This is a genomic window from Stenotrophomonas sp. 93052_Sma, from assembly GCF_056481145.1.
Genome location: NZ_CM151134.1, coordinates 3,063,263 through 3,089,814 on the forward strand (window position 1 = coordinate 3,063,263; position 26,552 = coordinate 3,089,814).

32 protein-coding genes and 1 pseudogene are annotated in these 26,552 nt (G+C 61.7%); 12 read left to right on the forward strand and 21 right to left on the reverse strand.

Annotation, left to right across the window (positions count from 1 at the left end; genetic code table 11):
- Positions 1–37: 37 nt before the first annotated feature.
- Positions 38–400 (reverse strand): hypothetical protein, encoded by a 363-nt coding sequence (locus tag ACZK2V_RS14390; protein ID WP_061478925.1) that lies wholly within the window; start codon positions 398–400, stop codon positions 38–40.
- Positions 397–1,011, reverse strand: a complete 615-nt coding sequence (locus tag ACZK2V_RS14395) for a hypothetical protein (protein ID WP_241776755.1) — start codon at positions 1,009–1,011, stop codon at positions 397–399. The genes ACZK2V_RS14390 and ACZK2V_RS14395 overlap by 4 nt, the downstream gene beginning before the upstream one ends.
- A 413-nt stretch (positions 1,012–1,424) precedes the next feature.
- On the opposite strand from ACZK2V_RS14395, the gene ACZK2V_RS14400 reads away from it, so the two are divergent.
- Together ACZK2V_RS14400 and ACZK2V_RS14405 are read left to right on the forward strand one after the other, a co-directional pair.
- Complete coding sequence (locus ACZK2V_RS14400; protein ID WP_082783312.1) at positions 1,425–1,778, forward strand: helix-turn-helix domain-containing protein; 354 nt, start codon at positions 1,425–1,427, stop codon at positions 1,776–1,778.
- Between the two features lie 96 nt (positions 1,779–1,874).
- Positions 1,875–2,171 (forward strand): hypothetical protein, encoded by a 297-nt coding sequence (locus ACZK2V_RS14405; RefSeq protein ID WP_143568383.1) that lies wholly within the window; start codon positions 1,875–1,877, stop codon positions 2,169–2,171.
- On the opposite strand, the gene ACZK2V_RS14410 is transcribed toward ACZK2V_RS14405, so the two are convergent.
- Entirely contained in the window at positions 2,168–2,956 is a 789-nt protein-coding gene (locus tag ACZK2V_RS14410) for a DUF6988 family protein (protein WP_486322534.1), read from the reverse strand. The two genes, ACZK2V_RS14405 and ACZK2V_RS14410, sit on opposite strands and share 4 nt — an antisense overlap.
- A 97-nt stretch (positions 2,957–3,053) precedes the next feature.
- Positions 3,054–3,656, reverse strand: coding sequence for a uracil-DNA glycosylase family protein (locus ACZK2V_RS14415; RefSeq protein WP_269777737.1), 603 nt, complete (start codon positions 3,654–3,656; stop codon positions 3,054–3,056).
- Positions 3,657–3,831: 175 nt separating this feature from the next.
- On the opposite strand from ACZK2V_RS14415, the gene ACZK2V_RS14420 reads away from it, so the two are divergent.
- Positions 3,832–4,926 (forward strand): hypothetical protein, encoded by a 1,095-nt coding sequence (locus ACZK2V_RS14420; protein WP_486322535.1) that lies wholly within the window; start codon positions 3,832–3,834, stop codon positions 4,924–4,926.
- 144 nt (positions 4,927–5,070) lie between these two features.
- Here the strand turns inward: ACZK2V_RS14420 and ACZK2V_RS14425 are convergent, their stop codons facing one another.
- The 4 genes from ACZK2V_RS14425 to ACZK2V_RS14440 all read right to left on the reverse strand — a co-directional run bounded on the left by ACZK2V_RS14425 (position 5,071) and on the right by ACZK2V_RS14440 (position 6,639).
- On the reverse strand, positions 5,071–5,268 hold the full coding sequence (locus ACZK2V_RS14425) for a hypothetical protein (RefSeq protein ID WP_046272122.1): 198 nt from the start codon (positions 5,266–5,268) through the stop codon (positions 5,071–5,073).
- Positions 5,265–5,444: a hypothetical protein gene (locus tag ACZK2V_RS14430; RefSeq protein WP_046272123.1), complete on the reverse strand. Its 180-nt coding sequence runs from the start codon at positions 5,442–5,444 to the stop codon at positions 5,265–5,267. Before ACZK2V_RS14430 ends, ACZK2V_RS14425 begins: the two co-directional genes overlap by 4 nt.
- Entirely contained in the window at positions 5,434–5,802 is a 369-nt protein-coding gene (locus tag ACZK2V_RS14435; RefSeq protein ID WP_061478930.1) for a hypothetical protein, read from the reverse strand. The genes ACZK2V_RS14430 and ACZK2V_RS14435 overlap by 11 nt, the downstream gene beginning before the upstream one ends.
- Before the next feature lie 222 nt (positions 5,803–6,024).
- A complete protein-coding gene (locus ACZK2V_RS14440; RefSeq protein ID WP_111008259.1) occupies positions 6,025–6,639 on the reverse strand; it encodes an apurinic/apyrimidinic endonuclease family protein in 615 nt (204 codons plus the stop codon).
- Positions 6,640–6,862: 223 nt separating this feature from the next.
- On the opposite strand from ACZK2V_RS14440, the gene ACZK2V_RS14445 reads away from it, so the two are divergent.
- Together ACZK2V_RS14445 and ACZK2V_RS14450 are read left to right on the forward strand one after the other, a co-directional pair.
- Positions 6,863–8,022 (forward strand): IS3-like element ISPa39 family transposase gene (locus ACZK2V_RS14445; protein WP_086009122.1). Its coding sequence is split into 2 segments (ribosomal slippage): positions 6,863–7,121 and positions 7,121–8,022, totalling 1,161 coding nucleotides; the frame shifts between segments, so codons are not numbered across the junction.
- A gap of 105 nt (positions 8,023–8,127) precedes the next feature.
- Entirely contained in the window at positions 8,128–8,259 is a 132-nt protein-coding gene (locus ACZK2V_RS14450; RefSeq protein WP_486322536.1) for a hypothetical protein, read from the forward strand.
- 88 nt (positions 8,260–8,347) lie between these two features.
- On the opposite strand, the gene ACZK2V_RS14455 is transcribed toward ACZK2V_RS14450, so the two are convergent.
- Both ACZK2V_RS14455 and ACZK2V_RS14460 read right to left on the reverse strand, forming a co-directional pair.
- The gene (locus tag ACZK2V_RS14455; protein ID WP_061478932.1) at positions 8,348–8,881 is read right to left on the reverse strand and encodes a hypothetical protein; all 534 of its coding nucleotides are present in this window, start codon (positions 8,879–8,881) and stop codon (positions 8,348–8,350) included.
- 126 nt (positions 8,882–9,007) lie between these two features.
- Positions 9,008–9,202 (reverse strand): hypothetical protein, encoded by a 195-nt coding sequence (locus tag ACZK2V_RS14460; RefSeq protein WP_061478933.1) that lies wholly within the window; start codon positions 9,200–9,202, stop codon positions 9,008–9,010.
- 1,180 nt (positions 9,203–10,382) lie between these two features.
- On the opposite strand from ACZK2V_RS14460, the gene ACZK2V_RS14465 reads away from it, so the two are divergent.
- Entirely contained in the window at positions 10,383–11,828 is a 1,446-nt protein-coding gene (locus ACZK2V_RS14465; protein ID WP_235650041.1) for an EAL domain-containing protein, read from the forward strand.
- Between the two features lie 477 nt (positions 11,829–12,305).
- Here the strand turns inward: ACZK2V_RS14465 and ACZK2V_RS14470 are convergent, their stop codons facing one another.
- The 3 genes from ACZK2V_RS14470 to ACZK2V_RS14480 all read right to left on the reverse strand — a co-directional run bounded on the left by ACZK2V_RS14470 (position 12,306) and on the right by ACZK2V_RS14480 (position 13,973).
- Complete coding sequence (locus tag ACZK2V_RS14470; protein ID WP_164170796.1) at positions 12,306–12,512, reverse strand: hypothetical protein; 207 nt, start codon at positions 12,510–12,512, stop codon at positions 12,306–12,308.
- Between the two features lie 564 nt (positions 12,513–13,076).
- Entirely contained in the window at positions 13,077–13,691 is a 615-nt protein-coding gene (locus ACZK2V_RS14475; RefSeq protein WP_032971128.1) for a hypothetical protein, read from the reverse strand.
- A 48-nt stretch (positions 13,692–13,739) separates the two neighbouring features.
- A complete protein-coding gene (locus ACZK2V_RS14480) occupies positions 13,740–13,973 on the reverse strand; it encodes a hypothetical protein (RefSeq protein WP_106468504.1) in 234 nt (77 codons plus the stop codon).
- Between the two features lie 1,050 nt (positions 13,974–15,023).
- On the opposite strand from ACZK2V_RS14480, the gene ACZK2V_RS14485 reads away from it, so the two are divergent.
- Positions 15,024–15,545, forward strand: coding sequence for a response regulator (locus tag ACZK2V_RS14485; RefSeq protein WP_061478936.1), 522 nt, complete (start codon positions 15,024–15,026; stop codon positions 15,543–15,545).
- Here ACZK2V_RS14485 and ACZK2V_RS14490 read toward each other — a convergent pair.
- Positions 15,509–15,937 (reverse strand): response regulator, encoded by a 429-nt coding sequence (locus ACZK2V_RS14490; protein WP_065427813.1) that lies wholly within the window; start codon positions 15,935–15,937, stop codon positions 15,509–15,511. The two genes, ACZK2V_RS14485 and ACZK2V_RS14490, sit on opposite strands and share 37 nt — an antisense overlap.
- 15 nt (positions 15,938–15,952) lie before the next feature.
- Positions 15,953–16,963, reverse strand: coding sequence for a sensor histidine kinase (locus ACZK2V_RS14495; protein ID WP_082783306.1), 1,011 nt, complete (start codon positions 16,961–16,963; stop codon positions 15,953–15,955).
- 74 nt (positions 16,964–17,037) lie between these two features.
- Between ACZK2V_RS14495 and ACZK2V_RS14500 the strand changes: the two genes are divergently transcribed.
- The 4 genes from ACZK2V_RS14500 (at position 17,038) to ACZK2V_RS14515 (ending at position 19,245) form a co-directional block, all read left to right on the forward strand.
- Entirely contained in the window at positions 17,038–17,532 is a 495-nt protein-coding gene (locus ACZK2V_RS14500) for an EAL domain-containing protein (RefSeq protein WP_459062152.1), read from the forward strand.
- A 567-nt stretch (positions 17,533–18,099) separates the two neighbouring features.
- Positions 18,100–18,576 (forward strand): chemotaxis protein CheW, encoded by a 477-nt coding sequence (locus tag ACZK2V_RS14505; protein WP_046272126.1) that lies wholly within the window; start codon positions 18,100–18,102, stop codon positions 18,574–18,576.
- 117 nt (positions 18,577–18,693) lie between these two features.
- Positions 18,694–18,927 carry a hypothetical protein gene (locus tag ACZK2V_RS14510; protein WP_125892000.1) on the forward strand — a complete coding sequence of 78 codons (234 nt, stop codon included), beginning with the start codon at positions 18,694–18,696 and terminating at the stop codon, positions 18,925–18,927.
- A 39-nt stretch (positions 18,928–18,966) separates the two neighbouring features.
- Positions 18,967–19,245, forward strand: coding sequence for a hypothetical protein (locus ACZK2V_RS14515; protein ID WP_125892001.1), 279 nt, complete (start codon positions 18,967–18,969; stop codon positions 19,243–19,245).
- A 212-nt stretch (positions 19,246–19,457) separates the two neighbouring features.
- Here ACZK2V_RS14515 and ACZK2V_RS14520 read toward each other — a convergent pair.
- Positions 19,458–21,685, reverse strand: a pseudogene (locus ACZK2V_RS14520) (methyl-accepting chemotaxis protein).
- Positions 21,686–21,832: 147 nt separating this feature from the next.
- Between ACZK2V_RS14520 and ACZK2V_RS14525 the strand changes: the two are divergent.
- Positions 21,833–22,042: a hypothetical protein gene (locus ACZK2V_RS14525; RefSeq protein ID WP_486322537.1), complete on the forward strand. Its 210-nt coding sequence runs from the start codon at positions 21,833–21,835 to the stop codon at positions 22,040–22,042.
- 96 nt (positions 22,043–22,138) lie between these two features.
- Here ACZK2V_RS14525 and ACZK2V_RS14530 read toward each other — a convergent pair whose 3' ends face one another.
- From ACZK2V_RS14530 to ACZK2V_RS14550, 5 genes are all read right to left on the reverse strand, one after another.
- Positions 22,139–22,522 (reverse strand): response regulator, encoded by a 384-nt coding sequence (locus tag ACZK2V_RS14530; protein WP_046429004.1) that lies wholly within the window; start codon positions 22,520–22,522, stop codon positions 22,139–22,141.
- 60 nt (positions 22,523–22,582) lie between these two features.
- Positions 22,583–23,011: a BLUF domain-containing protein gene (locus ACZK2V_RS14535; RefSeq protein ID WP_061478940.1), complete on the reverse strand. Its 429-nt coding sequence runs from the start codon at positions 23,009–23,011 to the stop codon at positions 22,583–22,585.
- Between the two features lie 61 nt (positions 23,012–23,072).
- Positions 23,073–23,348: a hypothetical protein gene (locus ACZK2V_RS14540; protein ID WP_049452609.1), complete on the reverse strand. Its 276-nt coding sequence runs from the start codon at positions 23,346–23,348 to the stop codon at positions 23,073–23,075.
- A gap of 93 nt (positions 23,349–23,441) precedes the next feature.
- Positions 23,442–23,876 carry a BLUF domain-containing protein gene (locus ACZK2V_RS14545; RefSeq protein ID WP_006375649.1) on the reverse strand — a complete coding sequence of 145 codons (435 nt, stop codon included), beginning with the start codon at positions 23,874–23,876 and terminating at the stop codon, positions 23,442–23,444.
- Between the two features lie 1,836 nt (positions 23,877–25,712).
- Positions 25,713–26,120: a hypothetical protein gene (locus ACZK2V_RS14550; protein ID WP_061478942.1), complete on the reverse strand. Its 408-nt coding sequence runs from the start codon at positions 26,118–26,120 to the stop codon at positions 25,713–25,715.
- Between the last annotated feature and the right edge of the window lie 432 nt (positions 26,121–26,552).

Consider the following 26,552-nt stretch of genomic DNA (forward strand, 5'->3'; position numbering starts at 1 on the left):
TCCTCAATGCATACCGCGATTCCGGTCCTTGGCAAGGTCAGCCCTTCTTCTGGGCTCCGGCCGGCACCCAGCCGGTGGGCTGCTTCTCAAAGACGAAGTCGTAAGCCGGCGGCACGGGGACGGGATCGGGCTTCAACTGCTGCCCGCCCTGGAACCCGACCACGTCCAACGTTCCACCGGTCACGCACGTGGCACGCTGGGGACCAGTTGAGGTGCAATCCGCGGTGAGGTCTTTCCAACCCCGGACCTCGATTCGTTGGCCCATTTCACTGGAGAGGTTGGCATTGGCATGCGCCTCGTAAGCGTGGGCGACTTGTTCGATGGTGGGAAGATCAGCTTTGCTGCTGCAGGCAGCCAACCCTGCGGTGATCAGGCCGAGGGAAACGAGGGTTGCTTTCATGCCGGAGCTCCTTGCGTATGGGTCAAATCAACGTCGATCGTTTCATCGCGGTATCCGAGCCGAACCCTCTCTATCGTCACGTCCATCTTTGGCACCGTTCCCTCCACCCAGACCCGGTTGACGGAGAACACCACCAAATCGTCGCGGTAGCTGCGACCTTGTCGCGCCAAGTTCGCGGCCTCTTGGGCGTCCATTCGGATGAGCAGATGGAAGCGGCCGGCGTTGGGTGGGCTGGACACCCCCGTGGAGGTGCGGTGAACCCACGGCACAAAGCCCTTGCCGGTGACGCTTTGTCCCGCCGCGGACACCTGAGGCATCGGGATGAATCCTTCCAGCACGCCACGGTCGGCCCGATAGGCGACATCGCCCAGCGCTTGGAACGTGGGACGAATCGCAAACCGTCGGATGGCCTTGAAGCGCTGCAGGCGCGCGTCGAAGGCCGGGCCATAACGGCGCTCGATGGCAGCCGGATCATTGCCCGAGACACCGTTGGCGCCGTGGGCCTTCGTGTCCATCAGCCACCATTGCCTCAGGCACCACTGGCGCTTGTCGGCGTCGATCCGATAGGCCGAATGGGCCATTGCCAGCAGCTGCATGTCGCAGGTGTCCACGCCCCCGCCTCCGACAGCCGTCACTCCGGCCCGCAGGTGTTGAACCCCTTCCAAGCCTTCCTGATCCAGGTCCCAGTAGGTCCCAGGCGGCTCAAGGTAAGGGCTCCGCGACCTATCGCTGACCACCTTCGGCGTGCCTTGGATGGCTCGGCCGATGTGGCGAAGCAGGTCCGATCCGGCCCTCGATTGTGCCTGCGCTCCAGCCGCTGCAGTCAGGGCAAACGCCCCGATCAGCACGGTTCTTCTGACCCTCTTCATGGAACCCCCTGTTCCCACCAATAGATTTGGGATCTTGCGGCCAACTTACGTGGCACGTAGAGTCTACCCGGGGCGTAGCCTCTGGGTCATCCTGTCCGCATGCCTGCATTGCATCCGTTCAGCCCGTGACTGCCGCCCCGCCCGCTCCCCGAGCCGTGGTTGCCGCGCGTTTGCGCCAAGCCCGCGTCCTGCGGGGCTTTAGCCAACGCGAGGTCGGAGTGCGGATGGGGATGGACAAGGACGCTGCGTCGGCCCGCATCTCTCGGTATGAATCCGAGGGCATGTCGATCAGCCTGGAAGCCCTCTTCGAGCTGGCCCAGGCCTTGGAGGTGCCCCCGGCCTATCTCTTGGCGACCAGCCCAGCGATGGCCGATGCGATCTTGGCTTTGGGCGAGCAGAGCGTGGCCCAGCAGGAACGTTTTGCCGAACTGCTGGGCGTTTTGGGTGAGCTGCCGGCGAAGAAGCGCAACGCACTCATCGAGCAACTGTTACCGCCCGTCAAGGATTAGGGCATCGGCGAACAAGGACGAATCGACCCCATGTGGACATGGATCACCCACCTCTGCCGCCGCAATAGGACGGAGCCCACCCGGTCCGCCATTGCCATGGCCACACTGATCGAACTGAACATGCTGGAGCTCAACGCAGCGGAGGCCCGCAACCGCGTTGAACTGGACCCACCGGGGCATGAAGCAGCACTTCTTGAGAGATTCAAGGCATCGGCCCAGCTGATCCTCAACGAAAAGCCTCCATCCGACGCCGCAGACTCAACCTGGGAATCCCTTGGCCAGAAGGCACGCCGCCTAAACCGAGGATTCGCAGACCTCCGATTGCAACTCTCCCCGCCAGCGATCGTTGGTGGGGATACAGAGCGGCACGACAATACGCGTCCGGTCCTTTAAGGCGGCCAGGCCAGCTCTTCCATGCGGGCTTTCCTCCGTTGCATGTAGTGCAACATCCCGCTGGCGCACTGCTCAACAACGGGGCTTTCCTCAAAGGCCCCAACCCCAACCGCCGTCAGTGCTGCAATGACGCACAAGCTGGTGGTGGCCACCGCGTTGACGGTGGTCTGAAACAGAATGGCTGCCGGCACGTGCGCCCCGATCTGTCCATTGGGATCTTGATACATCACCCGAATGGCCTTCCCGCCATGGACCAGCCCGCAAAGAGGGTCCCACGAATTGGTCACCGTCCGAGCCAGCTTCTGAGGCTCATCGTCCTGCCCGATGCGTGCAATGGCCTGCTCCACGTCCGCGGCCAGGTCTTTGAGGGCAATAGCCACCCACTTTCCTTTCTCGTTTTTCCTTCGAGGGCCCCGATCTTCCTGGAGAAAGTCCGCCAGCTGTTCGTCGTCGGCAAGGAACTGGACAAACACCGCCCGCAGGAATTGCTCAATCTGGGAGCGGTGCATTGCCAAGGCCACCGCTGGAAGATCGATGGGATGGGTTTCCAACAGGAACAGCAACGCACGCCCGTAGTCCATCGAGGCCCTCAACAGTTGGAAAGCCGCCCGGTGACGCTCGCTGCCGGCGGGAACAGTGATGCGGGCCATGCAGGACATGTTCGATTCCAGGCTGGCCTTGGCCTCTCTGGCCTCCTGTGCGATGTCCAACGCCGTGGGCTGCCGCGTGGCAGCACGCGGCTCCAGCGCATCGCGGATCGCATCCTTCAACGAATTGTGCGTCATATCCTTTGCCCTTCATTCGCGTATTTCAAAAGATGCCTCAGAGCTGCGGCACGATCTTCCCAGCAATCTACGTTCCAAGATGGATGGTAGACCCAAGTCATCCACGCCCCCCCCCGTTGCCATAATCGAGAGACCATACGTGGCGCTCCTCCAGATAGCGCCGCCTCCTGCCCTCGGAGTTGGCATGGCGAGCCTGGAAGGTAGGCTGGTCCGACCGCTTCCCGTGATCGAACATTCGCCAAGCGGTGCGGCCGAGCACCAGAATCACCTCTGGCCGGAGCAGAGGGAGGATCACCTCTACCAACAACTTCCCGCCTTGACTGAAGTCGGTTCCTGACGGACGGTGTCCAGCTCTCTTGCCGGCAAAGCGCTGGGACAAGTTGCAAAATGCGACGTGCTGCCAGGCGTGGGCGGCATCCACAACATTTGGGCTGCTTTGACCAGTCAGCAGGCGATCCAGCTCATCAAAGAACTTGCCACCACCTGTCCTCTTGCAAGTCTCCATGTCGCCGAACGTCTCGCGGGTGAATGGACGAGTGATAACGGGGTCGTCGGTCCACCCAGCCTCCCGGTAGTGGGACTCGCCCAGTAGCAAGACGCGGCGCCCTTCAACTCCCTTCCAGTAGCCGCGGCCGACGTAGGGCACGAAGGCCACCTCAGCCGGCCACGCTTCCATGTTCAACTCAGCCGGATCATCCATGCCATTGACCTTCGTATGATGGTGTCAGGCTACTCCACACCGTGCTGCCACGCAGCTATTGCACGCCATCCCATGCCATCCCATTTTTCCGCCACATTTAGCCGACAAAAAGCTCTTGCATACCGCTCGCACGTGCTTTAACTGTATGGGCCTTCAAGGATCCTGCGGAGGCCCCATGACAACTCACCATGGCTGGCAGGCGTGCCGCGCATGCCATGCACCAGGACTTGATGTGCGTGTGGAGGGAGGCTGGCACCTCCGTGCCAATCCCGGCTACTGGGGAACCAGCGTCCCTAAAACCTTGGTCCTGGGGTTTTCCAAGGGGGCCACCCAAATTGCCGCCGCCCAACACGGGAGCTTCGATGGGGTCGCCTTCGCGGGTGCTATGCGCCCTCGCCTCGCAGCTGTATTGCACGAGCTTGGGATCGATCTGGGTGGGCAAACGATCAACGACGCCCTGACCGCCGAAAGCCGCCACATGGGCGCCGCCTCCTTGGTGCGCTGCGGGTTGTCGGTGATGGACAACGGCAAGCTGGTCAGCAGTGGCACCATCATGCCCAAGGCCATGCGTTCGTCGTTGCCTTTGGAAGCCATGAAAACATGCGTGGCACGCCACCTGGACCCGTTGCCTGACAGTGTGGAGCGCGTGGTCTTGTTGGGGACCACCGATGCCTACATGAAGGGGGTCAAGGCGCTCATGCGCCAGCAATTCAACGACTTCCAAGAAATCAACGAGGTAGCCTTCAGCGCCCAAGGCCGGACATGGGTGTTTGCGTCGCACCCCAGCCCGGCCAACGGGACCTTTCAAGCCTGGATCGACGGTGACACCGCCACCGAACCGGGCCGCAAGAAGCAGCTGGCGCGCCAAGCGTTGGGTCACAAGGCCCCAGCGCAGCCCCTTTCAGCTCCGCCTCGCCCGGCACCGGCACCGGCACCGATCCAGCGTGCCACGCCGCCTGACCCGATTTCACCAGCTAGGGCGTCCAACGGCGACCGTTTTGCCCGAGCCTTCCACCTGGTTCGCCACGATGGAAGGGTGATCGTCGCGGTGCGGATGAGGGACCGAGACACGGGAAACGTGGCGTTCCGGGTGGCCAAAATGGGCAACACCAAGGATGGCCAGCGCGAGATCCACGACGAAGCTGAGCTGTTGCGCTTGTGCGAGAGCGGGCAATACCAAGTGCGCGCCCAACCGTTGGACAAGTCCACACCGGCCAACTTTATTCGGCCGCTGCGAAACCACCGGATCGTGAAGACCCCTGCCCGTTGATCGCCGCACGGCGCGCCAATCCCTCGCAAAGCAACAAGCGAACCATCTCGCTGACATGCAGCCCCTCCCGGGCTGCCGCCTGTTCCAGCCGGTCTTTCAGCTCCTGTGGCACGCGGACGGCCATCTGCACGTAAGGTGGCCGGCTCACGTGGACAGCCTCGCCAGGGTGAGCACCCACGCCAGCACTAGCCCAGCCAGGATTTGGGCACGCAAGCGGTAACGCACACGAAGCGCCCCGCTGGCGTGCCGTGCATTGACCCAGAAGATGCCAGCCAGGCCCAACACGGTGGCCAGGAACGCTGCAGCCAGGACGGCGGCCAACACCGCGCCCACGGTGGTCATGCCAGCGCCCCTGCCATGGTGGCCAGGACGAACCACTGTCCAGCGATGAGGCCGTAGCCGATGAGCAATCCCTCCAAGCCCGCCCAGCGTTGGCCGGGGGTGCGCAGCAGCGCCGCGCTGTCGTTGAGCAAGGACCACCCGGAGAGGATGGACAGCCACTCAAAATCAATGGTCATAGCGGTCATAGATCGAGCCCTCCCCTCCAGCGGAATTGATGGTGGAGGGCAACATGACCTCCTCGTTTTTCACGCGTCCGAACACGCTGGCAAACACGTCCAACAGCGAGGTGCTTTGGGCCGCGTCCCGTTCGGCCTGGCGCGCATACTCGTCCAACCCAGACGGGAAAACCTGGCGTGCGCCGTTGACGGCGCCGCGCAACCCGCTGGCGTTGGGCATGCTCGCCCCAAAGGTGCGGTTCCACGTGTCGGAAAACCGGTCCAAGCCGTCCATGCCCATAAACAGCAATCGCGCCAGCACCAGGACAACCACGGCGTTGACGACAAGCCGCTTCGTCAGTCTGAATCCAATGAACATGTTCCCCCCTTTCGTTTCGTTGGTCGGTGTCAGACGCACGCATCGCGAACGTCATACGTTTGGGATACACCGACACGCGAAACCCACAAGGGGGTTATTTTGACTAAAGCTAAAAATTGGGAGAAAAGCCCGATCACGCTGCAGGCGCGGCTGCACTTGCCCGTCAGCCGGCGCTCGACTGGGGCATTGCTTTGAACGGTTCGACTGACGAAATTGGCAGGGCTAAATCGGGCCCAAGTCTTTGACCACCGCCTGGCCAGGCTTCAAAAAGCCCAATAGCAACCGTCCGCCGGCGACGGTCCGCCTCATGCTGGCGTTGAGGTATCGAGCCTGGAGCTGCGCTGCCACCAGCAGCTCCTGGGTGGCCATGCTGGGCGGCCGCTCCCTGAGCGGATCGCCGGGCGACGCCAGCTGTCCTCCTATGGGCTGGACAACCGCTGGAACGGTCAAGTCGTGCTTGGCATAGGCCGTGGCCATCATCCGGCCGTTCTTGGGCGACCAACCACCCAAGACCAACTCCGTGGTGCAGTGTTCCGCCGGCAACCCAGCCTCGGCAACGGCCTTCATGTAGTTGGGCCAAAGCTGATCGATCACGAGCCCGAGCTCAGCACTCAGTTGCTCCATCGTGAAATCGGCCCGAAAACTTGCCTCCAGGCACAGTTGGTAGATGCGAAGGAAGAACTGGGCTGACCCACGGGTCGCCAGCAACAGTTGGTGCTGGGGAATGAGGAGCAGTTTGGCTCCCGCCGAAGCTTGTCCGCTGTGCGCGTTTTCGGCCCATGTGTCCACGGTCACAACCAGCTGGTTGGCACTCAGCAGAACGTTGAGGATGCTCATCGCAAAAGTCTGGCGGCTTTCTGCCACTATCGGGCCTCATCTCCCCCCTGTCGAGCCCGATCATGGCCCAAACCCTAGAAGACCTGGCAGCGCGATTGGATGCCTGCGAAGTCGATCTGGAAGCCCATCGCGGATATCTCAAGGCGTTGGAGTATGGGTGACCTGCCCCCCGTTTTCCGGGCCAACCTGATCTTAGTAGAGTCCGTCTCACAAGAGGACGGACATGAAGAAGCGATACACCGAAGAGCAGATCATCGGCTTCCTGAAGCAGGCGGCCGCCGGCACGCCGGTCAAGGAGCTTTGCCGCAAGCACGGCTTCAGTGACGCGTCGTTCTACCTGTGGCGGCGCAAGTTCGGCGGCATGGATGTGCCCGACGCCAAGCGCCTGAAGGCACTGGAAGCGGAGAACGCGCGGCTCAAAAAGCTGTTGGCCGAGTCGATGTTGGACAACGAAGCGCTGAGGATCGTGGCGCGGGGAAAATACTGAGCCCGCCGACGCGACGGGCTGCCGTCGCGGACGTGCGGGCGAAGCTGGGCCTGTCGGAGCGGCGGGCCTGCCGGGCACTGGGCTTGTCACGCAGCGTGTTGCACTACCAGCCGCGCATGGCGAACGCGCCGTTGCAGGCCAGGCTCGTTGCGTTGGCGGGCGAACGTCGCCGGTTCGGCTACCGACGGCTGCACATCCTGCTGGAACGGGAGGGCTGGATCGCCAACCACAAGCGAATCTACCGGCTGTACCGCAACGCTGGCCTGGCGGTGCGCAAGCGCCGCAAGCGCGATCGCGTGGCCGTCGAGCGCCGTCCGCTGCAGCTGCCGTCGGGGCCCAACCACACCTGGTCGATGGACTTCGTCTTCGACGCCCTGGCCAACGGGCGCCCGATCAAGTGCCTGACGGTGGTGGACGATTGCACCAAGGAAGCGGTGGAAATCGCCGTCGGCCGGAGGATAAATGGCCAGAACGTGGCCGACATCCTGGATGCGGTATGCCGTTTCCGCGGCTACCCCGCGGCGATCAGGACCGACCAGGGACCCGAGTTTACCGGCCGGGCGCTGGACCAGTGGGCGACCGCCAACGGCGTGACGCTTGTGCTGACCCAGCCAGGGAAACCCACGCAGAACGCCTATGTGGAGAGCTTCAACGGCAAGTTCCGGGACGAATGCTTGAACGAAAACTGGTTTATCTCGCTCGAGCACGCACGGGCGGTAATCGCCATCTGGCGCAAGGACTACAACGAGGTGCGTCCGCACAGCTCACTGCCCAAATGCACGCCTGCCGAGTTCGCCGCCGCGCTGCGCAACGAAGGTGCCTTGACTGGTTCGACCGCTGATCGAAACCTGACCCACCGGAGCGGTATGCTCCCCAACCTGGACTCTACTAAGTAGCTAGTGGCCCTGAGAAAGGGGGCAGGTCATGGGCTGCGAACGATCATTGCCAGCCACCCGAGCCCCCAACTACTGCCTGTCGCTTGGAACATGGCTCTCGCGGGAATGGCCGACGCCCATGCCGGCCACCAGACGCTCACCTACAACACGACCTTGCAGCAGGGGCTGCAGGCGTTGACTCAACAATTCAATGCCCTTGGGCAAGGGCGCGACCGAGCATCCAACTTTCTTGGCTGACTGACTCGGGGGGCACGCAATGCCCCCCCACTCAGTCCACTTCACTCACCTGCCGGCTGAAGGCGTGGTGTTTTTGCGGCGGCCAACCTCAACGGGTCATGATGACTCGCGTGGATTCCCCATCCGAGAGCTTGACGCTTTGCATCAAAAGCCCACCCTGCGGAGGCATGAACTCTTGACCGGGAACGGACCACATGATGCCGGTGGTCAGGAAATATTCTCCTGCAGGCAGCCCAGTAAAACTGAAATTGCCTTGGGCGTCGCAAACCGATGTCTTACGCGCCTGCTTGTAATCGGCGCTGTCAGGGATGAACTGCACGTTGGCCGAACCCACGGTGGTATACCCGCTCTCGGCACTGCCGTAAAGCGCGAGCAGGCGCTCGCGACCATAGCCGGACTTGGGCTGCAAGGAGACTTCCAACCCCGCGCAGGTTCTGGGCTGACCACCCCGGGTTTGGAAGAAGGCTTGGCCGTTGATGGCGCCAGTGCCTTTCTCAGAGAACCAAGCAACTTCGCTGGGATCGAAAGTGGTGGTCAAAGCCACCTGCCGCGGCGGCGCTGGCGCAAACGTGGCGCAGCCTGACAGCAGCAAGATGCCGAGAGGAAGAACGAACTTTTTCATGGTGCCCCTGATAGCGCCTACCTTGGCGCGGGCACAGTTTACCGATTGCGTGACACCCCTCACAGTCTGCCCGAGCCGAGTTGGTCCCAGTGGCGTTTGTCTGGCATGGCATGGCAGCCAAAGCGGCTAGCCAAACCACCCGCGATCCACGCGCTCCAGATCGTGGTCTTCGCCAAAGGTGAGGGCAGCCTCTTTGGGCTGCAGGTCGCTGTAGCGGGACAACTCGGTGTCGGTGAGCCCCGCGTTCTGGATGGGGAGGGCGAAGTGCGCTTGCAGAGCGGCGTTGAAGGCGGTGCACCACTGGGCGTTGATGGTCGTCACGGGCGTTCTCTCTTAGGAAATGAAAGGGACCCCGAAGGGCCCCGTGGGGTTCAGGCGTCTTTGGGCTCCGGGAGGCGGAGCGCGACCACCCCGTTGACTGGCAGGGCGTTGAGCATGAACCTGCCGGCCGAACCTTGGCGATCATCGGCCAATGGGCTTCCCGGTCCCACCTCGGGGCTCCCTGGACGGGTGCGCCAGCAAGGGAGCGCTCGAGCGGTTTGAGGGCCGCCGCCGCCCCTAAAGACGGTCGAAGCCTCGGCCAACGCTGAACGCATAGAGGCTTGCGCCTTCGATCGCAGGGGATCACAGTGAAAAAAGGCCTTTCATGAGCAAAGACGACCACTGCTATGACCGTTCATCTTGATCAGTTCGCAGACCTGTGCATGGCTGCCCAGGGGTTTCGTCCCTCGCCAGCGAGGCTGACGGCGTTGTGTGATCAAGACCTGGTCTGGTTCCAGCCGGGCAAGCCAGCCCAGTTTGGACTCACCAAGCTGGGTAAGTCCCAGCTGATGGAGATGCTGAAGGCGTGTTGCTGCGGGACCGTGGATGATCCAATCGCCAGTGCCAAATCGATGCGACCGAACAACGCGGAGTTCTCGGCTGGAATGGCTTACTTCGACGAATTCGAGTGCAATTTGCGCTTGGGCGTTCGACCTGAAATTCTCCCGGACCGCCTTGCCTTCCTCGCTTGGCTGATCAAAGAGCAACCTAGCGCGCCCATGACCGCACAGAAAGCGCCATCGCCCACCCGACGCTGCCGACAGCCGTCCCGTCCGCACCTTGCACCATAGCACAAGGGCATGGCGTGTCTGACGGAGAGCGCAGGCGTGCTCTCGCAAGCCTAGGCGCTACCAAGTGCCCGCTTGCGCCATCCGTGCAACCGTATTGATCTTCGTAACAGACGCCGCAGGTGTCAATGCTGGCGATCGCCGGGCTCACGGCCTATTGCTGTACAGTTCAGACGCAGATGCATGGTTGTTCGATCGAGGCTTGCAAGCCAGTGGAGCTGGGGCTGAAGTTCATGGAAAGCTTGCCGATAAACCTGTAACAAGGTAAATGAGGCGAGAAGCCAAGCGAAGCGATGGCGCGTTTCAGATCGGGGGTTGCTTTGAGCGTTCGAGAAAATCGGCGTCGCTACGTCTCGACCGTAATAGGAGCCACGGCGGTGTGCCTCTTGGCGATGCTCGCGGTCGCCCAAGCCATCCTCTACGTGCGTGACAAGGAAGGGGCGGAGGCAGTGGCGGAAGCCGCGGTGACGCGCGCGGAGGCCATATCTCGTGACCGGCGCGTAGCGGCCGAACAAGCCTCTCGCATCGGACAGCCGCCTTGCTCCGACACCGACATCGACTCACTAAAGGAGATCGCGTTCCGCTCCATCTACATGAGCGACATCGGTCGCATCCGAGACGGACGCCTTGTCTGCAGCGCTCTCTGGGGGCGCTCGCGCCCCTACACCCTCCCCGCCCCACGCTTCTCCAGCGGCGCTGTCCGGCTTTGGCACGCGTCGGATCTCGTTGGCTCCCCCTACACCGGGTCCAATCTGATCGCCCAAGGCGACACGTTCACCGTGTCCTCCCCGTCTGCCTTCGAGAGCTTGGACCCTGCGCGCAGCAGCTCCATCAGCATCGAAACGAAGGACCGATCGTTTACATTCCGCACCTTGTCCCCGACCAGCCGCGTCGGCAGCCCGTCTCTCGTCCAAGCTCAACATTGCAGCCGGGTGGCCGACGTTTGCGCGTTCGTTACCAGCCCTAGGCACGTGGTGTCCGAACTGCCCTCGGCGTTGCTCACCACCATCCTGGCAGCGGGTGCCTCGGTAGGGCTTTTGCTCGCGTTCTTGCTGATCAAACACCAAATCACGGCTCGGCAAACCATCCAGCAACGGTTGGTGCTTGCACTGAAGCGCAGCGAGATCGAACTGGCCTACCAGCCACTGCGTCGAATTGGCACGCGGGAGCTCGTGGGATTTGAAGCGCTCAGCCGCTGGCGCCCGCCGGGAGACGATGAAATCCCGCCGGCCATCTTCGTGCCCATCGCCCACCGATTCGGCCTGAGTCCTGATCTTTTTCGATACGTGCTGGCCCGTGCCATGAATGATCTCGCCCCCGCGCTGAGGGAGCATAGGAACCTCTACGTAAGCATCAATGCCGAGCCCGTGGACATGGCCCAAGAGTGCGTCGTTCGCTACATCGGCAGCGTCACCAACGATTTTGGCGTGTTGCCAGAGCAAATTCGCATCGAGATCACCGAGCGGGAAGAACTCGTGTCCGCTGCCGCAAAGAGCAACATGCAGGCCCTCTCTGTTCTGGGATACCGGTTCTTGATCGACGACTTCGGGACCGGCAGCGCCAACTTCTCCCGCCTCGCCCAATCGCCGTTTCGAGGAATCAAGATCGATCGCATGTTCGTGGCCGCTATCAACGAGGACTCCCCCCTGCGGCCCGTTTTGCCAGGGATGTATCGCATCGCACGTGAGCTTGGGCTGGATGTCATCGCAGAAGGCGTCGAATCAGAGGCGCAAGATTTGCTGCTCTACCGGATTGCTCCAGAGGCTATTGGCCAAGGGTGGCACTATGGCTGCCCTCTCTCAACCAAAGACGCGCTTGCCGCCATCCAAGTTGGGTAGCCCTCGCGCACGGGTCGACCCGAGCGCGTTCACTGGCGCTTGACGTTCGCCCTAGCAAGATGTCCGTGCGTCCGATGGACGCGACAATCGTGAAAATCTCCGCTATGGCGCTGACCCCAGTTGGCGCCGCCGAACCCAAAGGGGTGACTCCCCCTCCCCTAGGTGACGCCCCGGCAGTTCAGGGCATCGTCGTGATCGGCACCCCTAGCAGGCGGCCTCTTTAGGGCAACGCGCGACACACACCCTCAGCAGTGGTCGCAACCGACTGGGCGCCGGTCTGGCCTTTTGCTGGTTAACGAACTGGCTCAGCGCTTTCCAACAGCGCCGCTCGGTTACTTCCCTGTGCCTAAGGCTGTCGCCGTGCAGCCCGCCTCTTTATCATGCTCCTGCGACGGCAATAGAGGGATCGGACAGCGGTATCTGGCGTGCGGACTGCGCGGACGACCCCGTAGATGAATTCTTCAGAATCCAATTGTCTCATCTGGTTCCGGTGGGGTTGTCGCGGTGCATCATATGCATTCCGCTCTGTTCAGCTTTTTGTTCATCTTCATGCCCAACATTAGACGTTTCTTCATCGATCAGGTTGAGGGTGTGCGGCGGGCCGACGGCTCGCTCTTGCAGGTCACGCGGATCAGTTGCGCTTGTCTGGAATGCGGCCGCCAACTGCGATCGGTTCCAGGGCATGGCCTGCTGGACTTGGACGGCGCCGCCGTGCTCACTTGCCCGCTCTGTGACAACCGCTAGGCGGTGGCACGCGCGAGGTTGGAAAAGCTTTGCCCCCAACCTAACCACCCGCGCATGGCGAGTCTTGATTGAAGAGTGGACCGCTGTGTGCTGGCCCGAAAGGGCCGATTGACGGTGCAGTCAAGCGGAACGCTCACCGGTTTCCAACGCTTGAGCTTGGGGCCACCCTGCTGCCAGACCGCGATTCGGTGGCCAGCCAATGGAGGAGGGGTATGCACAAGGCTGAGACGGAGGCGTTGGTCAAGTTGGAGCTCCGCCTGAGCGAGTGCGAGAGGCGCCTGCCCAACGCTGAGGGCGAAACCAATGCCTTGGAGTATGCGGTCAGGGCTTTGGTGGCCAGTTCTGCCAATCCCACCGCGGTGCGCCTTGCATGGGCCCACCTGATGCCCATGATCGTCGACATCCATGTGCCTCCCCAGCCAACGCTCCAATGCAGACTTTCTGCTTGGCTTGCGTCATGGACTGAGGTCCGTGGCCGAGCAAATCGACGCTTTGCCCTGCCCCCTAGAGACCTCCCAGATCGAGAACGGTTGCTTGGCCCTTTGAGAGAATTGCTGCCAACAGACGACCGCCCGCTAATGGCCGCTCGCTGTCGCCGTTGAGGTAAGCGGCTTGCAAGCGTCCTGCTGCCATCAACTCCGCCCGTCCCATGCCTGCTGGCTGATTCCGCAAGGGCTCTCCTGGCGACGCCAAGCCTCCCACCAGCGCTTGGACCACGGCGGGACGGCCATCTTCGGACTTTGCATAAGCGGTGGCAACCATGCGCTGGGCGTGCGCCGACCAGCCGCCCAAAACCAACTCGGTGTGCATAGCGCTGATGGGTATGCCAGCGGCTGCCGCCGCGCTCACGTAGTTTGGCCAGAGGCGATCAATCACGCCGCCAAGCTCGCCGGACAGCCGCTCTATCGTGAAGTCTGCTCGAAAACTGGCTTGGAGACAGAGCTCGTAGATTCTTAGGAAGAACTGGGCCGACCCACGCGTGGCCAAGACGGCGTTGTGCTGAGGCAGCAGAAGCAACTTGGCGCCCTCTGAGTGCGCCCCGGTTTGAGCATCTTGCGCAAGGGTATCGACGGTCACAGCCAAGTGATCGGCACTCAGCAACACGTTCAAAATGCTCATCTGCCGTCCTTGGGATCCATTCAGTCGATTGAACCTTCCAACGCCAATTCAGCCATAGGGGTTGTTGAGAATCTCAGACGCAATCCGCTCTCCCGCGTCCAACGCATGGAGGCACGACGACGCTTTGATGCTCAAATCCGAGCGCCCTCCGACGCCATGGACCTCGACAGCGAGAAGAACCCAACGGCTTTCACTGAGCCGCCAGATCTCGGAGGTGTAAACGTGCTCTCCCACCGACAAGGTGACCCGTTCTAAATCTTTGCCCGGCTTGGAAGTACCCATGGCCCTCGAACCCTGACTGTTCAAAAGCAGTGTGCACGCGAACGCCGCTGGCCTCAACTGATCGCCTTCCTGCGACGCGGGGAGTCACACTCAAGCGAAATGCCCCCCGATGGATCAGACCCAGTCCTCATTGGATGCCGGCGATGTGACCGTGACCTGCCCAACCTGGGGTGGCCGTCATGGCGTTGAAAGGGCGGGACATAGTGAGGGGGCCGCGCCCACCGCGTTCGGGGCATCTCCGGCCGACTCCACCGCTGAAATGGGCCCGATCTGCAGCAGAGCCAAGGCCGCCAAGCACGCCTGCCGACTGGCGAACGTCTCCCGGGGAGCCATCAAAACATGCCCGCGTGGCGCCACCAGCCGCCAGCGCCAACCTTCCGCCCCGGTGATCCGGGCCCAAAATCCCACCCGGTGGTATACCTCAACGTACATAGCTGCCTTGCGTGATCAATCTGCGATGCTAGCGCCATCGAACCGAGCTCGGCCTATCTTCCGGCCGGGCGTTTAACTCGTCTTTTGAACAACGCGCTCAGGCGTGCGTCGCTAGAGCCTGCTCCGGCCCCGGGACGCCCCGGCTCACAGGCTCATCCAGCAGGTTTGAGCCCCCAGGACGTCCGGGAAGAGACCGCAACAATTGACTCACCCTGTGGACGCTTCCTCCCCTACCCCCCTCCGCACCCAGCACGTAGAGAACCCGCCCCTCAAACTGGGCGGATGCCAGCTCAAGCCCCTCCACGTCTGCCAACTTCTTCGTCAGAAGAGCTCGCCACGACGCGGGCGGTTCGGATTCAAATTCGACGATCACCGCGGTATCACCGCACTCCAGCGGCATGATTTCGACGCGAAGGGCGTGGGGCGACGCTGCCGGCAAATCGGGGGCGGATCGGGCCATAGTGGGAGTGTCCAGGCGGGAGGGGGTGGGGATTGAGTATCCAGCCCTCGCGGCAAAACCGCGTCAAGGCGCGACGGCGCCCTCGCCTTCCCGTGATTGCCGTCATCACAGGGATGCACCAGCGCTTTACTCCCCGTCCTGCATGATTCCTCGAATTTTTGATCAACCAGGTTTGCTATGACTGCCTCTCGTACCCTCGCATCCTTCTTGTAGAGCACGACGTCGCCATCCGCGAATCGATGCAGGACGTTCTCAAAGACAGCGGCTATGACATCACTGCGGTCGGAGACGCTGAAGCGGCTGTGGAGCGCTTGGCACAGCAACCCGCCTTCGATCTCCTCATCTCCGACGTGGGCCTGCCGGGGATGAACGGGCACGATCTCGCCAAGCACGCCATGGCACGCCACCCTTCCGTGACGGTCCTGCTGGTCACCGGTCACGGGGGCGTTTCCGGCGCAGACCCACACTTCCTCGAAAACGACGTTATGCTGCTCAAGAAGCTTTCACGCTGCTGGAGTTGCTGGGAACGGTTCGTTCGACGCTTTGACGGCTTCCAGCAACAACTCGGTCACTCTTCTTTCCAACTCCCCCGCGGCGAACGGCTTGGTGAGTATCTCCATGCCAGACTCAAGCTGGCCGGCTCCTACCGCGACGCTTGCTGCATAGCCGGTGATGAATAACACCGGCGTGTCGGACGGCGCTGCCGGCCCGCGTCCGCCACCTGCCGCCCATTGAGCGAGCCCGTCAGGCCCACGTCCGTAATCAGCAAATCAAAGTGCTTTTCGCTGGCATGCACAGTGAGGGCGTCGCTGCCGTTTGCAGCCGCCTTCACGCGGTGGCCCAAACTGCTCAGCACCTCTTTCACCAGCGTGCGCATGGCGGTCTCGTCTTCTACCAGAAGGACCGAGCGACCAGGCGACGTGGCTGGGGGAAGCGCGGGCGTTTCCTGGATTCGGTCATCGGTATCAGCCGTGCTTTGCGGCAAATAAAGGTGCATCGTGGTTCCCACCCCAGGGATGGAGTCAACCGCCACCTGACCGCCGGATTGGCGCGTGAATACGTAGATCGGCAAGCCCCACCCCGTGCCCTACCCGATCGGCTTGGTCGTGAAGAAGGGCTCGAACACCTTTTCAACAACGCTCGCGTCCATGCCGGTTCCCGTGTCTCGGACCGACAAGCGAACATAGGGTCCAGGCGTCAGCACCAAACGCTCCGCCAGTCCGCCATCGACGTGTGAGAGCTCGGCCTCAATCGAGATGCGCCCTCCATCCGGCGTCGCATCGCGCTCGTTGATGCACAGGTTGAGAAGGGCGTTTTCCAGCTGCGGAGCATCCACCCGCACGACGTCCTCCACTTGATCCGACCGCGTCTCGATCTCAATGGAGGGCCCGATGGAGCGGGCCAGGATGTGGAGCGTCCTGTTCACCATGGCCGACACGTGGATGGCCGACGGTGCCAACGTCCGCCGGCGAAAGAACGCCAACAGTCGTTGGGTTAACGCTGCAGCTCGGTCGGCCCCCGTTCGAGCCATCTCCACGTAGCGACCCAGGTCCTCCAAACGGCCTTGGCCAACGCGCATCTCCAACAGCTCCAAGCCCATGGAGACCCCGGTGAGCATGTTGTTGAAGTCGTGGGCAATGCCGCTGGCCAGTTGGCCGGGGGACTCCATCTTCTGGCCCTGTCTCAGCCGTTCCTCCATCGCCATCAGTTCGTCAGTGCCGGCCTGCACCCGCTCTTCAAGCGTTGCGGTCAACTGCTGCAAACGCTCTTGAGCCACGCGGCGATCGGTGATGCCGGAGGCTGCACCGAACCACTCGCTCACGTTGCCTTCGCTGTCCATCAACGGGACTGCCCGCAACTGTATCCAGCGGACGGAGCCGTCTGGCAACAAGGCGCGGTGTTCTACCTCCAACGGCGACGCCAACTCCGGGGCATGAGCAATGGCCAATTCCACCGCGGGCCTGTCCTCGGGGTGGATCAGCTGTTGACGCCAGTTGCCCCCAGTGGCCTTGAGCTCGGCCATGTCCCCTTGGCGATAAATCTGCTCCTGCTGCCAATCGGGGGAGATTGAGTAACGCGACTGGGTGGCCGCGGCCACCAGTGCCCCCAGGGGCCGCTCGCTTGCGCCTAGGATTGGCACAATTGGCGCAATGGAAGCGTGCTGGCCTTGCGTTGAGCCTTTCCATCAACCTCTCCGCTCGGAATGTCGCGCGGCAAGGAATGGCCGATGAACTCGTGGCCAAAATCCACGCGCAGGGGTTGGATTGCCAGGACGTGGAGGTCGAGATCACCGAGGGAGAATGGCTGCGGGTCAACTCGCTGCCGGGCGAGCAACTCAAGCGGATGGCCTCGTCAGGCATTCGGCTCGCGGTGGATGACTTCGGCAGCGGCTACAGCAATTTCGGATACCTGACCGAGTTGCCCATTCACACGCTCAAGCTCGACAAGTCGCTGATAGACGATATTTCCGAAGACCAACGCGCGTTGCTCAAGGTCCAAGCGATCGTCGGTCTGGCCCATGATCTGGGCTACTCGACCGTCGCTGAAGGAGCCGAGACGAACGGTCAGGTCGCCAAGCTCCAAGGCCTTGGGTGTGACGAAATTCAAGGTTTCGCGCTTTCCAGACCCATCAGCGCCATTGAGTTGGCCGAGCTCCTTGCGCCCTGACCCGAGGGAGTTTGATACTCGGTCTTCCAGCCGACGAACCGTCCCGGATGGAAGCACGCGGAAGGATCCTGCAGCGTGCGTATCGCTTTCAGGAAGTCTGCGAGATCGCTGAGGCCGCTGACTGCCTCTGGCCTATTTCAGGACCCTACCCGTGGCTAAACCGGGTTTTTTTTGCTTCGCTTTGTCAATGGAGAACTGACCTCCGACGGCGCTCTGGCGCGTCTGCATGCTGTTGAGGCCACTTGTAGCAGCTGTGGTCTCACCTCGCTGCTAGCACCGGGCGAGGGCCTGACGGACTTGGAAGGCGCCGGTGTGATGGTGTGCCCACACTGCCAGAACCACCAAGCGGTGAGCCGGATGAGGTTGGAAGAGTTCATGAAGCGAATGGCCGGCACGAACGCTACAGCCACCGCTAACCCATCGTCTTCGGACGACGGGCAGGTCTTGTCAGAGTGAGGCCCTTGGCCTGCCAATCTGAACGCCTCGGATTTCCTAGGGCATGAATTGCCACGGTGGACACATTAAGGGCATGATGCGATCGCCCTTTGGTCTTTGCCCACAGAAACCATGACCGTTCCCCTGCCTTATGATCCATTTCTGCAGGCCTCATCAGAGCCATTGCTGGAGCTGGTGATTGTGCGTGTGGGCTGCGATTTGTTCGGTGTGGATGTCGAGTCGGCCGTGGAAATACGCGGACCAGAGACGCTGACCCGAACCCGGGACCGCCAGTTTGTAGTCTCGATCAGAGGGCAAGACGTCCCTGTGGTTGATCTGGGCTTGATCACCGGAGGCGATGCAGTCGGGACGGGTTGTCCAGCAATGCTGTTGGTTCAATCCGCGGTTCAGCTGTTCGCCCTTGCAGTGGACGAAGTCTTGGTCATCGAGAGCCTGTCTGCCTGGCGTGCCGAGCCTGCCGCTCACAGCGACCGATTCGCTGAGCTCTGCCCGCAGGGCGTGCAGCTGGGGAACGGCAAACGCGTCGCCGTCATTGACCCTGGTCGTGCCCTATCCATTCAGCAACGGCTGGAGATCGATTCAGGTTGATTGCCCAATGCTGCACGGTGCTGCCGCTTTCAGTTGCAACCGATTCGCGCGCGTTCCAAGTTCCACGCTTTGCGGTAATCTCTGGCTGACAACGCGATTCCGTGCATGGGGCGCTCGATGGAGAAATTCGACGGAGCAACGTGGTTCCCACTGGACAGGTTTGAAGTCGGCATTGACGCCGAAACAGCAGTGGTTGCACTCGGGCTTTACCAAGTTCGCAACGCGGCCGGTGACTCGACCATGTGCGGCTCGACGATGACTCCGACGCAAGCGGAGCGAATTGGCAATGCCCTTCTGATCGCCGCCAACCGTGCTCGCCTGACGATCCCGGGCTCAAGCAGCAGCCACTGATCCTCTTCTGTGTTGATGTGCCTGCTCGCGGAGGGCTTGGTGAACGACGAGGTCAGGGACGCATTTTTGCGTCTTCAAGAAGCAATGAATCGCATGCATATACGTGTTGCGGCGCTGGAAGCCGCCACAGTGCTCCTGCTTCGCACGAACGCCGGCAACGCCAACGTCGCAGACGAGTTTGAGCGCAGCATTCGGCACTACCTCCAAGGGATGGACCAGCACCGGGACCATGTCTTCGCGTTCGAGGAGATCGTCGAGCCATGGCTGGGCATCCTGAGGGAACCATTGGCTGGCATTCCCCCGTCTCCGAGCCGCTGAACTGCCAAAGCGGAGCGGCCATCGGGCGGCCGTAACCTCGGCCAATGCCATTGCCGCCTCGCCGCCTCACGGCGCAAGGCGCCGAGCTTTCGGCGCGCTTGCGGGTCTGAGGCCGCCATCCAGGCGGCCTCACCCACGGTGACTTCAGCGGCAACTTCGGTCAACCATGCCCTGCGAGCGACCATGCGTTCGCACTGGCCTTGGAAGGGCGGTTAGAACTCCTGCCAGTGCGCTGCGTCCGCAGATACCTGCCGTGCGGGACGAGCTGGCAATGCCTTCGGCGGGGTTGGCTTGCCCGCGTAGGCGGTTTGAGAAAGGCGGGAGCCGTCCACAGCACCTGGCTTGGCCAAGCTTGCACTGGCCGTGGCTGGCGTCTTTCCCTGCGCGCGTTCATTCACCTTGAAGACCGCGCCGGCGGTTGCCAGCTGTACCGACTGGTCTTCCATGGATCGGGCAGCGGCGGTCGCTTCTTCCACCAACGCGGCGTTCTGCTGGGTCGTTTCGTCCATCTGAGAAACAGCCTGGTTCACTTGCTCGATGCCCGACGCCTGCTCCTGAGAGGCGGCAGATATCTCACCAATGACGTTGGACACGCGCTCAACCGAGCTGACAATCTCAGACATCGTCTGGCCAGCCTGGTCAACCAGCGCCGATCCTTGAGCGACCTTGGCCACAGAGTCCTCGATTAGCCCCTTGATCTCCTTGGCTGCAGAGGCAGAGCACTGTGCCAACGTGCGCACCTCGGAGGCCACCACGGCGAACCCTCGACCCTGGTCCCCGGCTCGAGCCGCCTCCACGGCCGCATTGAGTGCGAGGATGTTGGTCTGGAAAGCAATGCCATCGATCACGGAGATGATGTCCCCGATGCGGCGCGACGAGGCTTCGATACCCCCCATCGTCTCCACTACTTTCCCGACCACTCCACCGCCCTGCCCGGCCACGCGCGAGGCCCCACTGGCCAACTCGCTGGCCTGGCGTGCATGCTCAGCGTTTTGGTGCACGGTGGAGGTAAGCTCCTCCATGGACGCCGCCGTCTCTTCCAAGTTGGCCGCTTGTTGTTCGGTGCGTCGCGACAAGTCGCCATTGCCCGCGGCAATTTCCGTCGACGCGGTATTGATTGCCGTGGATGCCTGCTGGATGCGGGAGACGATATCGGTCAGCTGAGCCACGGTCGCGTTAGCGTCTTCGCTCATCGTCGCAAAGACGCCGCGGAAGTCGCCTTCCATGCGGTGGGTCAAGTCGCCAGAGGCAATGGCCTGAAGCAAGGTGGAGACGGCGCTGAGGCTGTGGTCAGCTGTCTCCATCAGACGGTTGAGGTCCGAAACCATCAATTCAAAGTCGTGCTGGAACGCAGACGTGTTACCGCGGGCGGAGAAGTCGCCGTCGGCAGCCGACACTGCCAACCGCTTGATCTCCGTGTTGATCGCCAGCAGACTTGCTTTGGCAGCGTCCATCGATTCGTGGAGCACGCCCGGGAGCCGGGCAGGCGTCGCGCGTCACGCCGCAGGTCACCGGCCGCATACTCGTTGAGCACTTGGATGGCATCCAGGATGGCCTCAAGGTGCTCGAACACCATTGTGTTCATGCCCTTGGCCAGCTCGCCGTAGACACCGGGCAGGTCCTCCGGAATCCGGTGCGAGATGTCTTCGGCCTCGTGAAGCTTGACCATGACCTTGGTGTCGTTCGAAAAACGCTCCAAGGTGGCAACCATTTGACGGAGGGAGAGCAGCATCTGGCCCGCCTCATCGCGGCTCTGGTAGTCGGTTCGCACGTTGAGGTCGCCATTGGCCACGCTGCGGATAGCGGGCAACGCCTCACCAATGGGCCGGGTGACCGAACGGCTGATCGCCCACCCCAGCACGCTTGCGACCAAGTACAGCACCGCCAAGACCAAGCCTGTGATCGACATCAGGTTGTTGAGGCTTGCTGCGTTGGTTGCGAGTTCAGCCTTCATGCCGCGAAGGCTGTATTCGCTGACTTTATCCATGGCGTCGAACAGCGCCACGCGCTTTGCCCTGGATTCTGTCACCGAGATCGTCTGCGCGGCCTCGGCATCGCCAGCGAGGAGCGCAGCGTGAAGCTGATCGTGGATGACAAAGTAATCGCTCAACGCAGCGCTGACCGGCTTGAACAACGCGGCATCTTCGCCATCGGCGAAGGACCGCAGGTATTGCTTCACCAGCTCGTTGATCTTGGCCTTGCCCGCCACGATCCGCTGTTCGTATTGCTTGACGGCCTCAGCGGAAGTGGCTTCGCTGACCTGGGAGGTTTCGTAGATGCGGAGATCGCCGAACTGCGCACGCATCTCTCCGATGGCATAGCTGCCAGGCGCCCAGACGGACTCAATCCTGGACAACTCCTGCTTCGAATGTGACGCGCGGACAATAGTGAAGATGCCCAACGCCAAGGTCATGCTGGTCGTTATGGCGAATGCCAGCATCAGTTTTTTGGAGATGCTTCCGACGTGGCTTCGTCGGCGCACAGGAAGAACACGGCGTCGCCGTGGCTTGAAGCACTCAACGCGCTATGAATGGAGATAAGCGCGGCGAAAGGAGACCTGACGAAGGCCTCCTGGTAACTGTGGCCTTTGATCTCGCTCGCCGTGGCCAACAGCGCGCTTGGCCTGCTCCGCTCGATCAGAAAGCGGCCGATTGCTGGAGTCGGGAAATCCAATGGCGAACGACGTATTCAGGAGCCAGTTCTTGAACGCTGTCTGCAGGACAACGATCTGGTCGCCGTCTTGAAAGTGACGGTGCTGAACGACAGTGCTTCTGATCATGCAAGTAGCGCGCATTGATGGGCAGCAGCGACGTTCGCTTCCAGCGTATCCACTGTAAAGAGGAAGGCTTGCGGTCCAATGCACTCCAAAGGGCGGATGCATGTTGCCAGTCAGCTAGCGCACGTGCGCGCCTGCCGGTTCGCCTCTGCAATCTTTGCCAAGCGCCTCGATCCAGGAATCGATCTGTTTGACGCCGTAGGGCTTGGACAAAACACCCCGATCCCGGTGCCGGCTGATCACATCGTTCGGATGAAGCGTGGAGGTAAAGAAGAAAGCGATGCCATCGCGCCGAAGTTCGTCTGCCAACTTGTATGCACTGCGCCGGGCGTCAGGGCTGGCGGGCACATCCAGAATGACGACGTCGACGTGCCCCGCTTGCGCTGCGCGCAAGGCTCCTGAGCTGAATTCCAAGCATTCGACGTCATAGCCGAGCTCTCTTAGTTCGACTCCAACCAACTCACAGATGGAGGTTTCAATGTCCACGAAGAGAACGTTCATGTGGATTGCCGTTCCACAAGGTCGGGTCAAATTTTCCACACGGTCAGCAGCTGGTTCAAGCTAGTTGGGACGACTTCTGCTTTCGGCAAAGCGCACAAGGAGATCCATCGCCGTTGAATTCATTGCGTCCGCATCGCCCCGCTGAGAGAAGCTGGCCCAGTCTGCCATCGCGATGCTCTGCAGCTGGCCCTCCTTGGCCAAAAACAGCCGCATAGGCCACCGCGGCAGCCGACGTTGCGAGACACGCCCGCGTGCCAACTCGATGAAGTTCAGGTGGCTGCGCACTTCGGATGCCCTGGCGTAGGCAACGCGAAGGCCATCCGGTGGACCCTCCAGGTAGGACAGGAACCGGGCCCCGTCGCACAAGGTCACCCCGGTCACGCCGGCCTGTCTGTTGAACCGCTCCGCGTCGGCTATCAACTCAACCAGCCGCCCAAGGCTAAGGTAGGGGCTGGCCTCACTCACAAAAACCACCGCACGGTTTGGCATGACACGCTCCTAAGATTGCTTCAGACCCAACAACCTGACGGGTCGGGAAGAGCAGCAAGTGCTACACGGCAACCTTTGATTTTGCCTTCCAGGCGCCTGTTTCCAGATCCTTCCGCAGCACCCAGTCCTTCGCCGGAATCTTTGCCCCACGGGCGGTCAGGTAGTCCGGCATGAATAGCATGATCTCCCCCCCTTGAATCAGACAGCTGGTCGAGAGGACCACGCCGTCACTGAGCTCGACCAAGCAGGTGGTTCTCTCGCCCAGTTCAGCCTGCTCGCCTGTCAGGGACGCGGTGGCCCCTGGGTAGATGTGGCTGTGAGTAAATTCCAACCGCATGGCATGCCCCTGTCGAATGCCTCAAATTCATGACTCCCCTGCTTCCACTGTGCAACGTGAATCGGGCGGCCTACAGAGGAAATCCGTTACCCATCACTGCGGAACGTCATCGAGACGATTGCCGACCAATGCGGCAAGCCGCTCCATCCCCGTTTCTGGGATGAATTTCCCTCCGAAGCGTTGGGAGAAATTCACCCAGTTCGACCTCATCAGTGCTTTGAGCTCGGCTTCTGAAATCCGCAGGAAGAGCAATGCATGCGCAGGGAACCGCAACTGCTGGATGGATCCCCGCGCCAGCTCAACGATTTCGGTATGCAGGGTGAAGGACTGGGTGTAAACGGAGCTCGCAGCCACCGCACTCGCTGTGCCTTCCAAATACGTTAAAAACCTGCTGCCGTCGAAGCATACAACTGCACGCGAGCCGCACTTGGCATTGAACTCTCGGCCTGCACGCATGACTTCGGGCAAGCGCTCCTCACCGATCTCTTCCACAGCCGCGCTTACGAACACCACCGCACACTTAGACATTACGGGCTACCTTTCACTCGGCACCAGTGCAAGCCGGCCAACGTGGATCAGCTGTGTACAAAACGCAGGCCAGCTTGAATTTCAGTTTTCAGTTGCGCTATTCCTGAACCTTTAAGAGTGCACCATGGCTAGCCCCGTCCCCGACTCAAGTTGGCTGCAAGAGCGATGACCTCGCTAGGGATCACGGCCCCGAGGTGCGCGAGAACCGCGGCTTGGACGACCTCTGTGTTGCAGAGGAAGAATATCCCGTCTCGCGGCCCAGCCGACGTCAGAGACCGGTTGACACTGATCACCGAAGCTGGCACATCGCTCACGAACACTTCGTGAAACTTCGACCCCGCAAAGCGCGCTTGGAGGGCTCTCCGACTTGCTTTCGTGTCCTGCCGTAGCTCCACACCGTATTTTCCAGACAATCCGATGCCACTGGCGGTAAATACGTAATGATTTTTAAACGAGGTCAACCACACCAGAATCGGTCCGCCCTCGGCGAGAACGCGTCTGTGAGCAAGCTTGCTACGTATCATCGGGCTGCTCGTTGTTGGCCTGATTGATCGATTCGTCCCTCTTGTGGCTCCGTGGGCGGCGCGAATTGCGAGCTACGAACGATGGACAGGATCAGTATCCGACAGCGGCAGCGGTGAGAGCAACGCCTGCGCGCCGCCCGTCATTCTGGCCGTCCGGGTAGATGGGCTCCACGCACCACAAACGGCCGATCTGTAAGCGAAACAAACCGAGCGGGCTGTGTAGGGCTTAAATCCTTTGGCGGCCCGACAGGCTCAGCCGAAGCGATCATTGCTCCGCCGATTCAGACCCCCGGTGCACGCGAGACAGACGCCAGCCACCGTGCGACTTGAAATAGCCGGTGTCGCCCGTCAACGAATAGCGGACTCCGGCCCAAATCGATGTCGCTACGGAGCTGTGCCAAGCGCGAGCCTTCTGGTAGGCGTAGTGAAACGAACGCATCATCTCGCTCTCCTGCGGCGCAACCATTCCCGGCAGGACGGCGCCTTGAAGAGCGCGATTACAAGCTGGAGCAGCGCCAGACCAGTTGCGGAAGCCAAGATAACCATAGCAAGAGACAAAAGTAGTTCCATGATGGGGTCCTACAGTCCCACGGGTTGGCAGCAAGTCATAGCGCCCGGGCCATTGGCGCTCAGCGGCCCCCTGTCCGCTTGGGGGTGAAGATCGCCGCAACCGCGTGACATCGGCGTGAAAGTCATCTGCCGATCGTTTGCCTATGAATCCACCCAAAGGTACCCCTGCATCGGCGCTCTACCCCAGCCAAGTCGAGTTGATTGAACGGTTCAGGCAATGTGCCTATTTCCATCAGTTAGCCTTGCCAATCTTTCGGAAGAATCATCCGACACTGGCCGCTACGTTACCGATGGGTCAACTCCCGCACGTTGACCGTTCGACACAGTTTCCCCGCCGCTTCTAAAATCAACCGAGTAGATGCGGCGCTGGTGCGCAATCGATCGCGGATGAGGCGCCAAGAAAAAGCCTCCGGCGGACATCTACGCCCGATCAGCTTTAGCCGCTGAGGCCAATGGCAGGCAGCAGCTAGCTTCAATTCCCTCTGCCGCACCACACCCTCACCCATCAGTTTCGATATCAAGACTTAGGCCTTTACCGCTGCATCCTGATTTGATCGCATGCAGGACCAGATGCAACAGCAAGCCAGACGAACCAAGGCCCTTCGCGTGTGACCGCGGTGATCTGCGCTTGAATGGGGATTCTCGCCCCCGTCCCCCGTTGCCGGGTGAGATGGCCTCGACGGCACACCCACGGTAACCAAAGCTCTTCGGGCCACCATCAGGGGCCCATGGGCATCCGGTGTCAGACTTCTTCCCGGAACACGTCGAATTTCTCGGCCAGCCACTGCTCCACGGTTTTCCCTTTGAGCTCTTGGGCCAAGTAGCTGGCGCACAACGAGCTGCCGTCCGAACGCAGGTTGGCCACCGTGTGCGCAGCCATGACTGCAGCCCCAAACAGGTGCCCCTGGGTGCGCCCGTTTTCCTCCCACCCTTTGGGGAGCGATTCAATGGCCGCCAAGGCTTCTTGCCCTGACAGGTATTGGATGCAAGTCAGGTAGGACCATTGGAGGCCCACTTCCTCGCGCAAGCGCCTGCCGGCGGCCTTCTCGTCCAATCGGCCCTCGGCACTGTCCAGCAGCACGTGGGCGGCCGCGATGGCTTTGCCTTGCGGCGAGAGCCGGCTCTTCTTCTTGGGGCACAGGCCGCGCATGATCAGGCCTTCTTGCCGGCCTTCTTGGCGACGGCTTTCTTCGCAAGTTTCTTGACGGCCTTCTGGGCGGCCTTCTTCACCGGCTTGCCCGCCTTCTTGACCACCTTGCCCGGTGCCTTCTTCGATGCGCCATGGGCCGGGGGAACTTCGCTCCGGGGTTGGCCTGAGCCCACGCCTTGCCCTCGGCGGACTTGGCCCACGCGGTGAAGGCCTTGGGGGCCAAATCCCGACCTGCCCACGTCTCACCGGTTGGGAGGCGATACTTCGGCGCGACCTTGCCCAGCTTGCGGCCCTTTCGGGGTCCCGGGGCAGCATTGGCGGCGTGCGCCGGCTTGGCGTCGATCGTTTCTCCGATGAGCTTGGCCACCTGCCGCCGCTGGGCCGGACTGAGGACCTTCGCATACTTCTGCAGGACCGCCAGGGCTTTGGGCA

What these genes read in the sequence shown, in the direction of transcription:
- ACZK2V_RS14390 (WP_061478925.1), bottom strand. Translation starts at nt 400, where the DNA reads ATGAAAGCAACCCTCGTTTCCCTCGGCCTGATCACCGCAGGGTTGGCT.
- ACZK2V_RS14405 (WP_143568383.1), top strand. Translation starts at nt 1,875, where the DNA reads ATGGCCACACTGATCGAACTGAACATGCTGGAGCTCAACGCAGCGGAG.
- ACZK2V_RS14410 (WP_486322534.1), bottom strand. Translation starts at nt 2,956, where the DNA reads ATGACGCACAATTCGTTGAAGGATGCGATCCGCGATGCGCTGGAGCCG.
- ACZK2V_RS14415 (WP_269777737.1), bottom strand. Translation starts at nt 3,656, where the DNA reads ATGGATGATCCGGCTGAGTTGAACATGGAAGCGTGGCCGGCTGAGGTG.
- ACZK2V_RS14420 (WP_486322535.1), top strand. Translation starts at nt 3,832, where the DNA reads ATGACAACTCACCATGGCTGGCAGGCGTGCCGCGCATGCCATGCACCA.
- ACZK2V_RS14425 (WP_046272122.1), bottom strand. Translation starts at nt 5,268, where the DNA reads ATGACCACCGTGGGCGCGGTGTTGGCCGCCGTCCTGGCTGCAGCGTTC.
- ACZK2V_RS14430 (WP_046272123.1), bottom strand. Translation starts at nt 5,444, where the DNA reads ATGACCATTGATTTTGAGTGGCTGTCCATCCTCTCCGGGTGGTCCTTG.
- ACZK2V_RS14435 (WP_061478930.1), bottom strand. Translation starts at nt 5,802, where the DNA reads ATGTTCATTGGATTCAGACTGACGAAGCGGCTTGTCGTCAACGCCGTG.
- ACZK2V_RS14440 (WP_111008259.1), bottom strand. Translation starts at nt 6,639, where the DNA reads ATGAGCATCCTCAACGTTCTGCTGAGTGCCAACCAGCTGGTTGTGACC.
- ACZK2V_RS14450 (WP_486322536.1), top strand. Translation starts at nt 8,128, where the DNA reads ATGGCCGACGCCCATGCCGGCCACCAGACGCTCACCTACAACACGACC.
- ACZK2V_RS14455 (WP_061478932.1), bottom strand. Translation starts at nt 8,881, where the DNA reads ATGAAAAAGTTCGTTCTTCCTCTCGGCATCTTGCTGCTGTCAGGCTGC.
- ACZK2V_RS14465 (WP_235650041.1), top strand. Translation starts at nt 10,383, where the DNA reads ATGCTCGCGGTCGCCCAAGCCATCCTCTACGTGCGTGACAAGGAAGGG.
- ACZK2V_RS14470 (WP_164170796.1), bottom strand. Translation starts at nt 12,512, where the DNA reads ATGCCCTGGAACCGATCGCAGTTGGCGGCCGCATTCCAGACAAGCGCA.
- ACZK2V_RS14475 (WP_032971128.1), bottom strand. Translation starts at nt 13,691, where the DNA reads ATGAGCATTTTGAACGTGTTGCTGAGTGCCGATCACTTGGCTGTGACC.
- ACZK2V_RS14480 (WP_106468504.1), bottom strand. Translation starts at nt 13,973, where the DNA reads ATGGGTACTTCCAAGCCGGGCAAAGATTTAGAACGGGTCACCTTGTCG.
- ACZK2V_RS14505 (WP_046272126.1), top strand. Translation starts at nt 18,100, where the DNA reads ATGACCGTTCCCCTGCCTTATGATCCATTTCTGCAGGCCTCATCAGAG.
- ACZK2V_RS14510 (WP_125892000.1), top strand. Translation starts at nt 18,694, where the DNA reads ATGGAGAAATTCGACGGAGCAACGTGGTTCCCACTGGACAGGTTTGAA.
- ACZK2V_RS14530 (WP_046429004.1), bottom strand. Translation starts at nt 22,522, where the DNA reads ATGAACGTTCTCTTCGTGGACATTGAAACCTCCATCTGTGAGTTGGTT.
- ACZK2V_RS14535 (WP_061478940.1), bottom strand. Translation starts at nt 23,011, where the DNA reads ATGCCAAACCGTGCGGTGGTTTTTGTGAGTGAGGCCAGCCCCTACCTT.
- ACZK2V_RS14540 (WP_049452609.1), bottom strand. Translation starts at nt 23,348, where the DNA reads ATGCGGTTGGAATTTACTCACAGCCACATCTACCCAGGGGCCACCGCG.
- ACZK2V_RS14545 (WP_006375649.1), bottom strand. Translation starts at nt 23,876, where the DNA reads ATGTCTAAGTGTGCGGTGGTGTTCGTAAGCGCGGCTGTGGAAGAGATC.
- ACZK2V_RS14550 (WP_061478942.1), bottom strand. Translation starts at nt 26,120, where the DNA reads ATGCGCGGCCTGTGCCCCAAGAAGAAGAGCCGGCTCTCGCCGCAAGGC.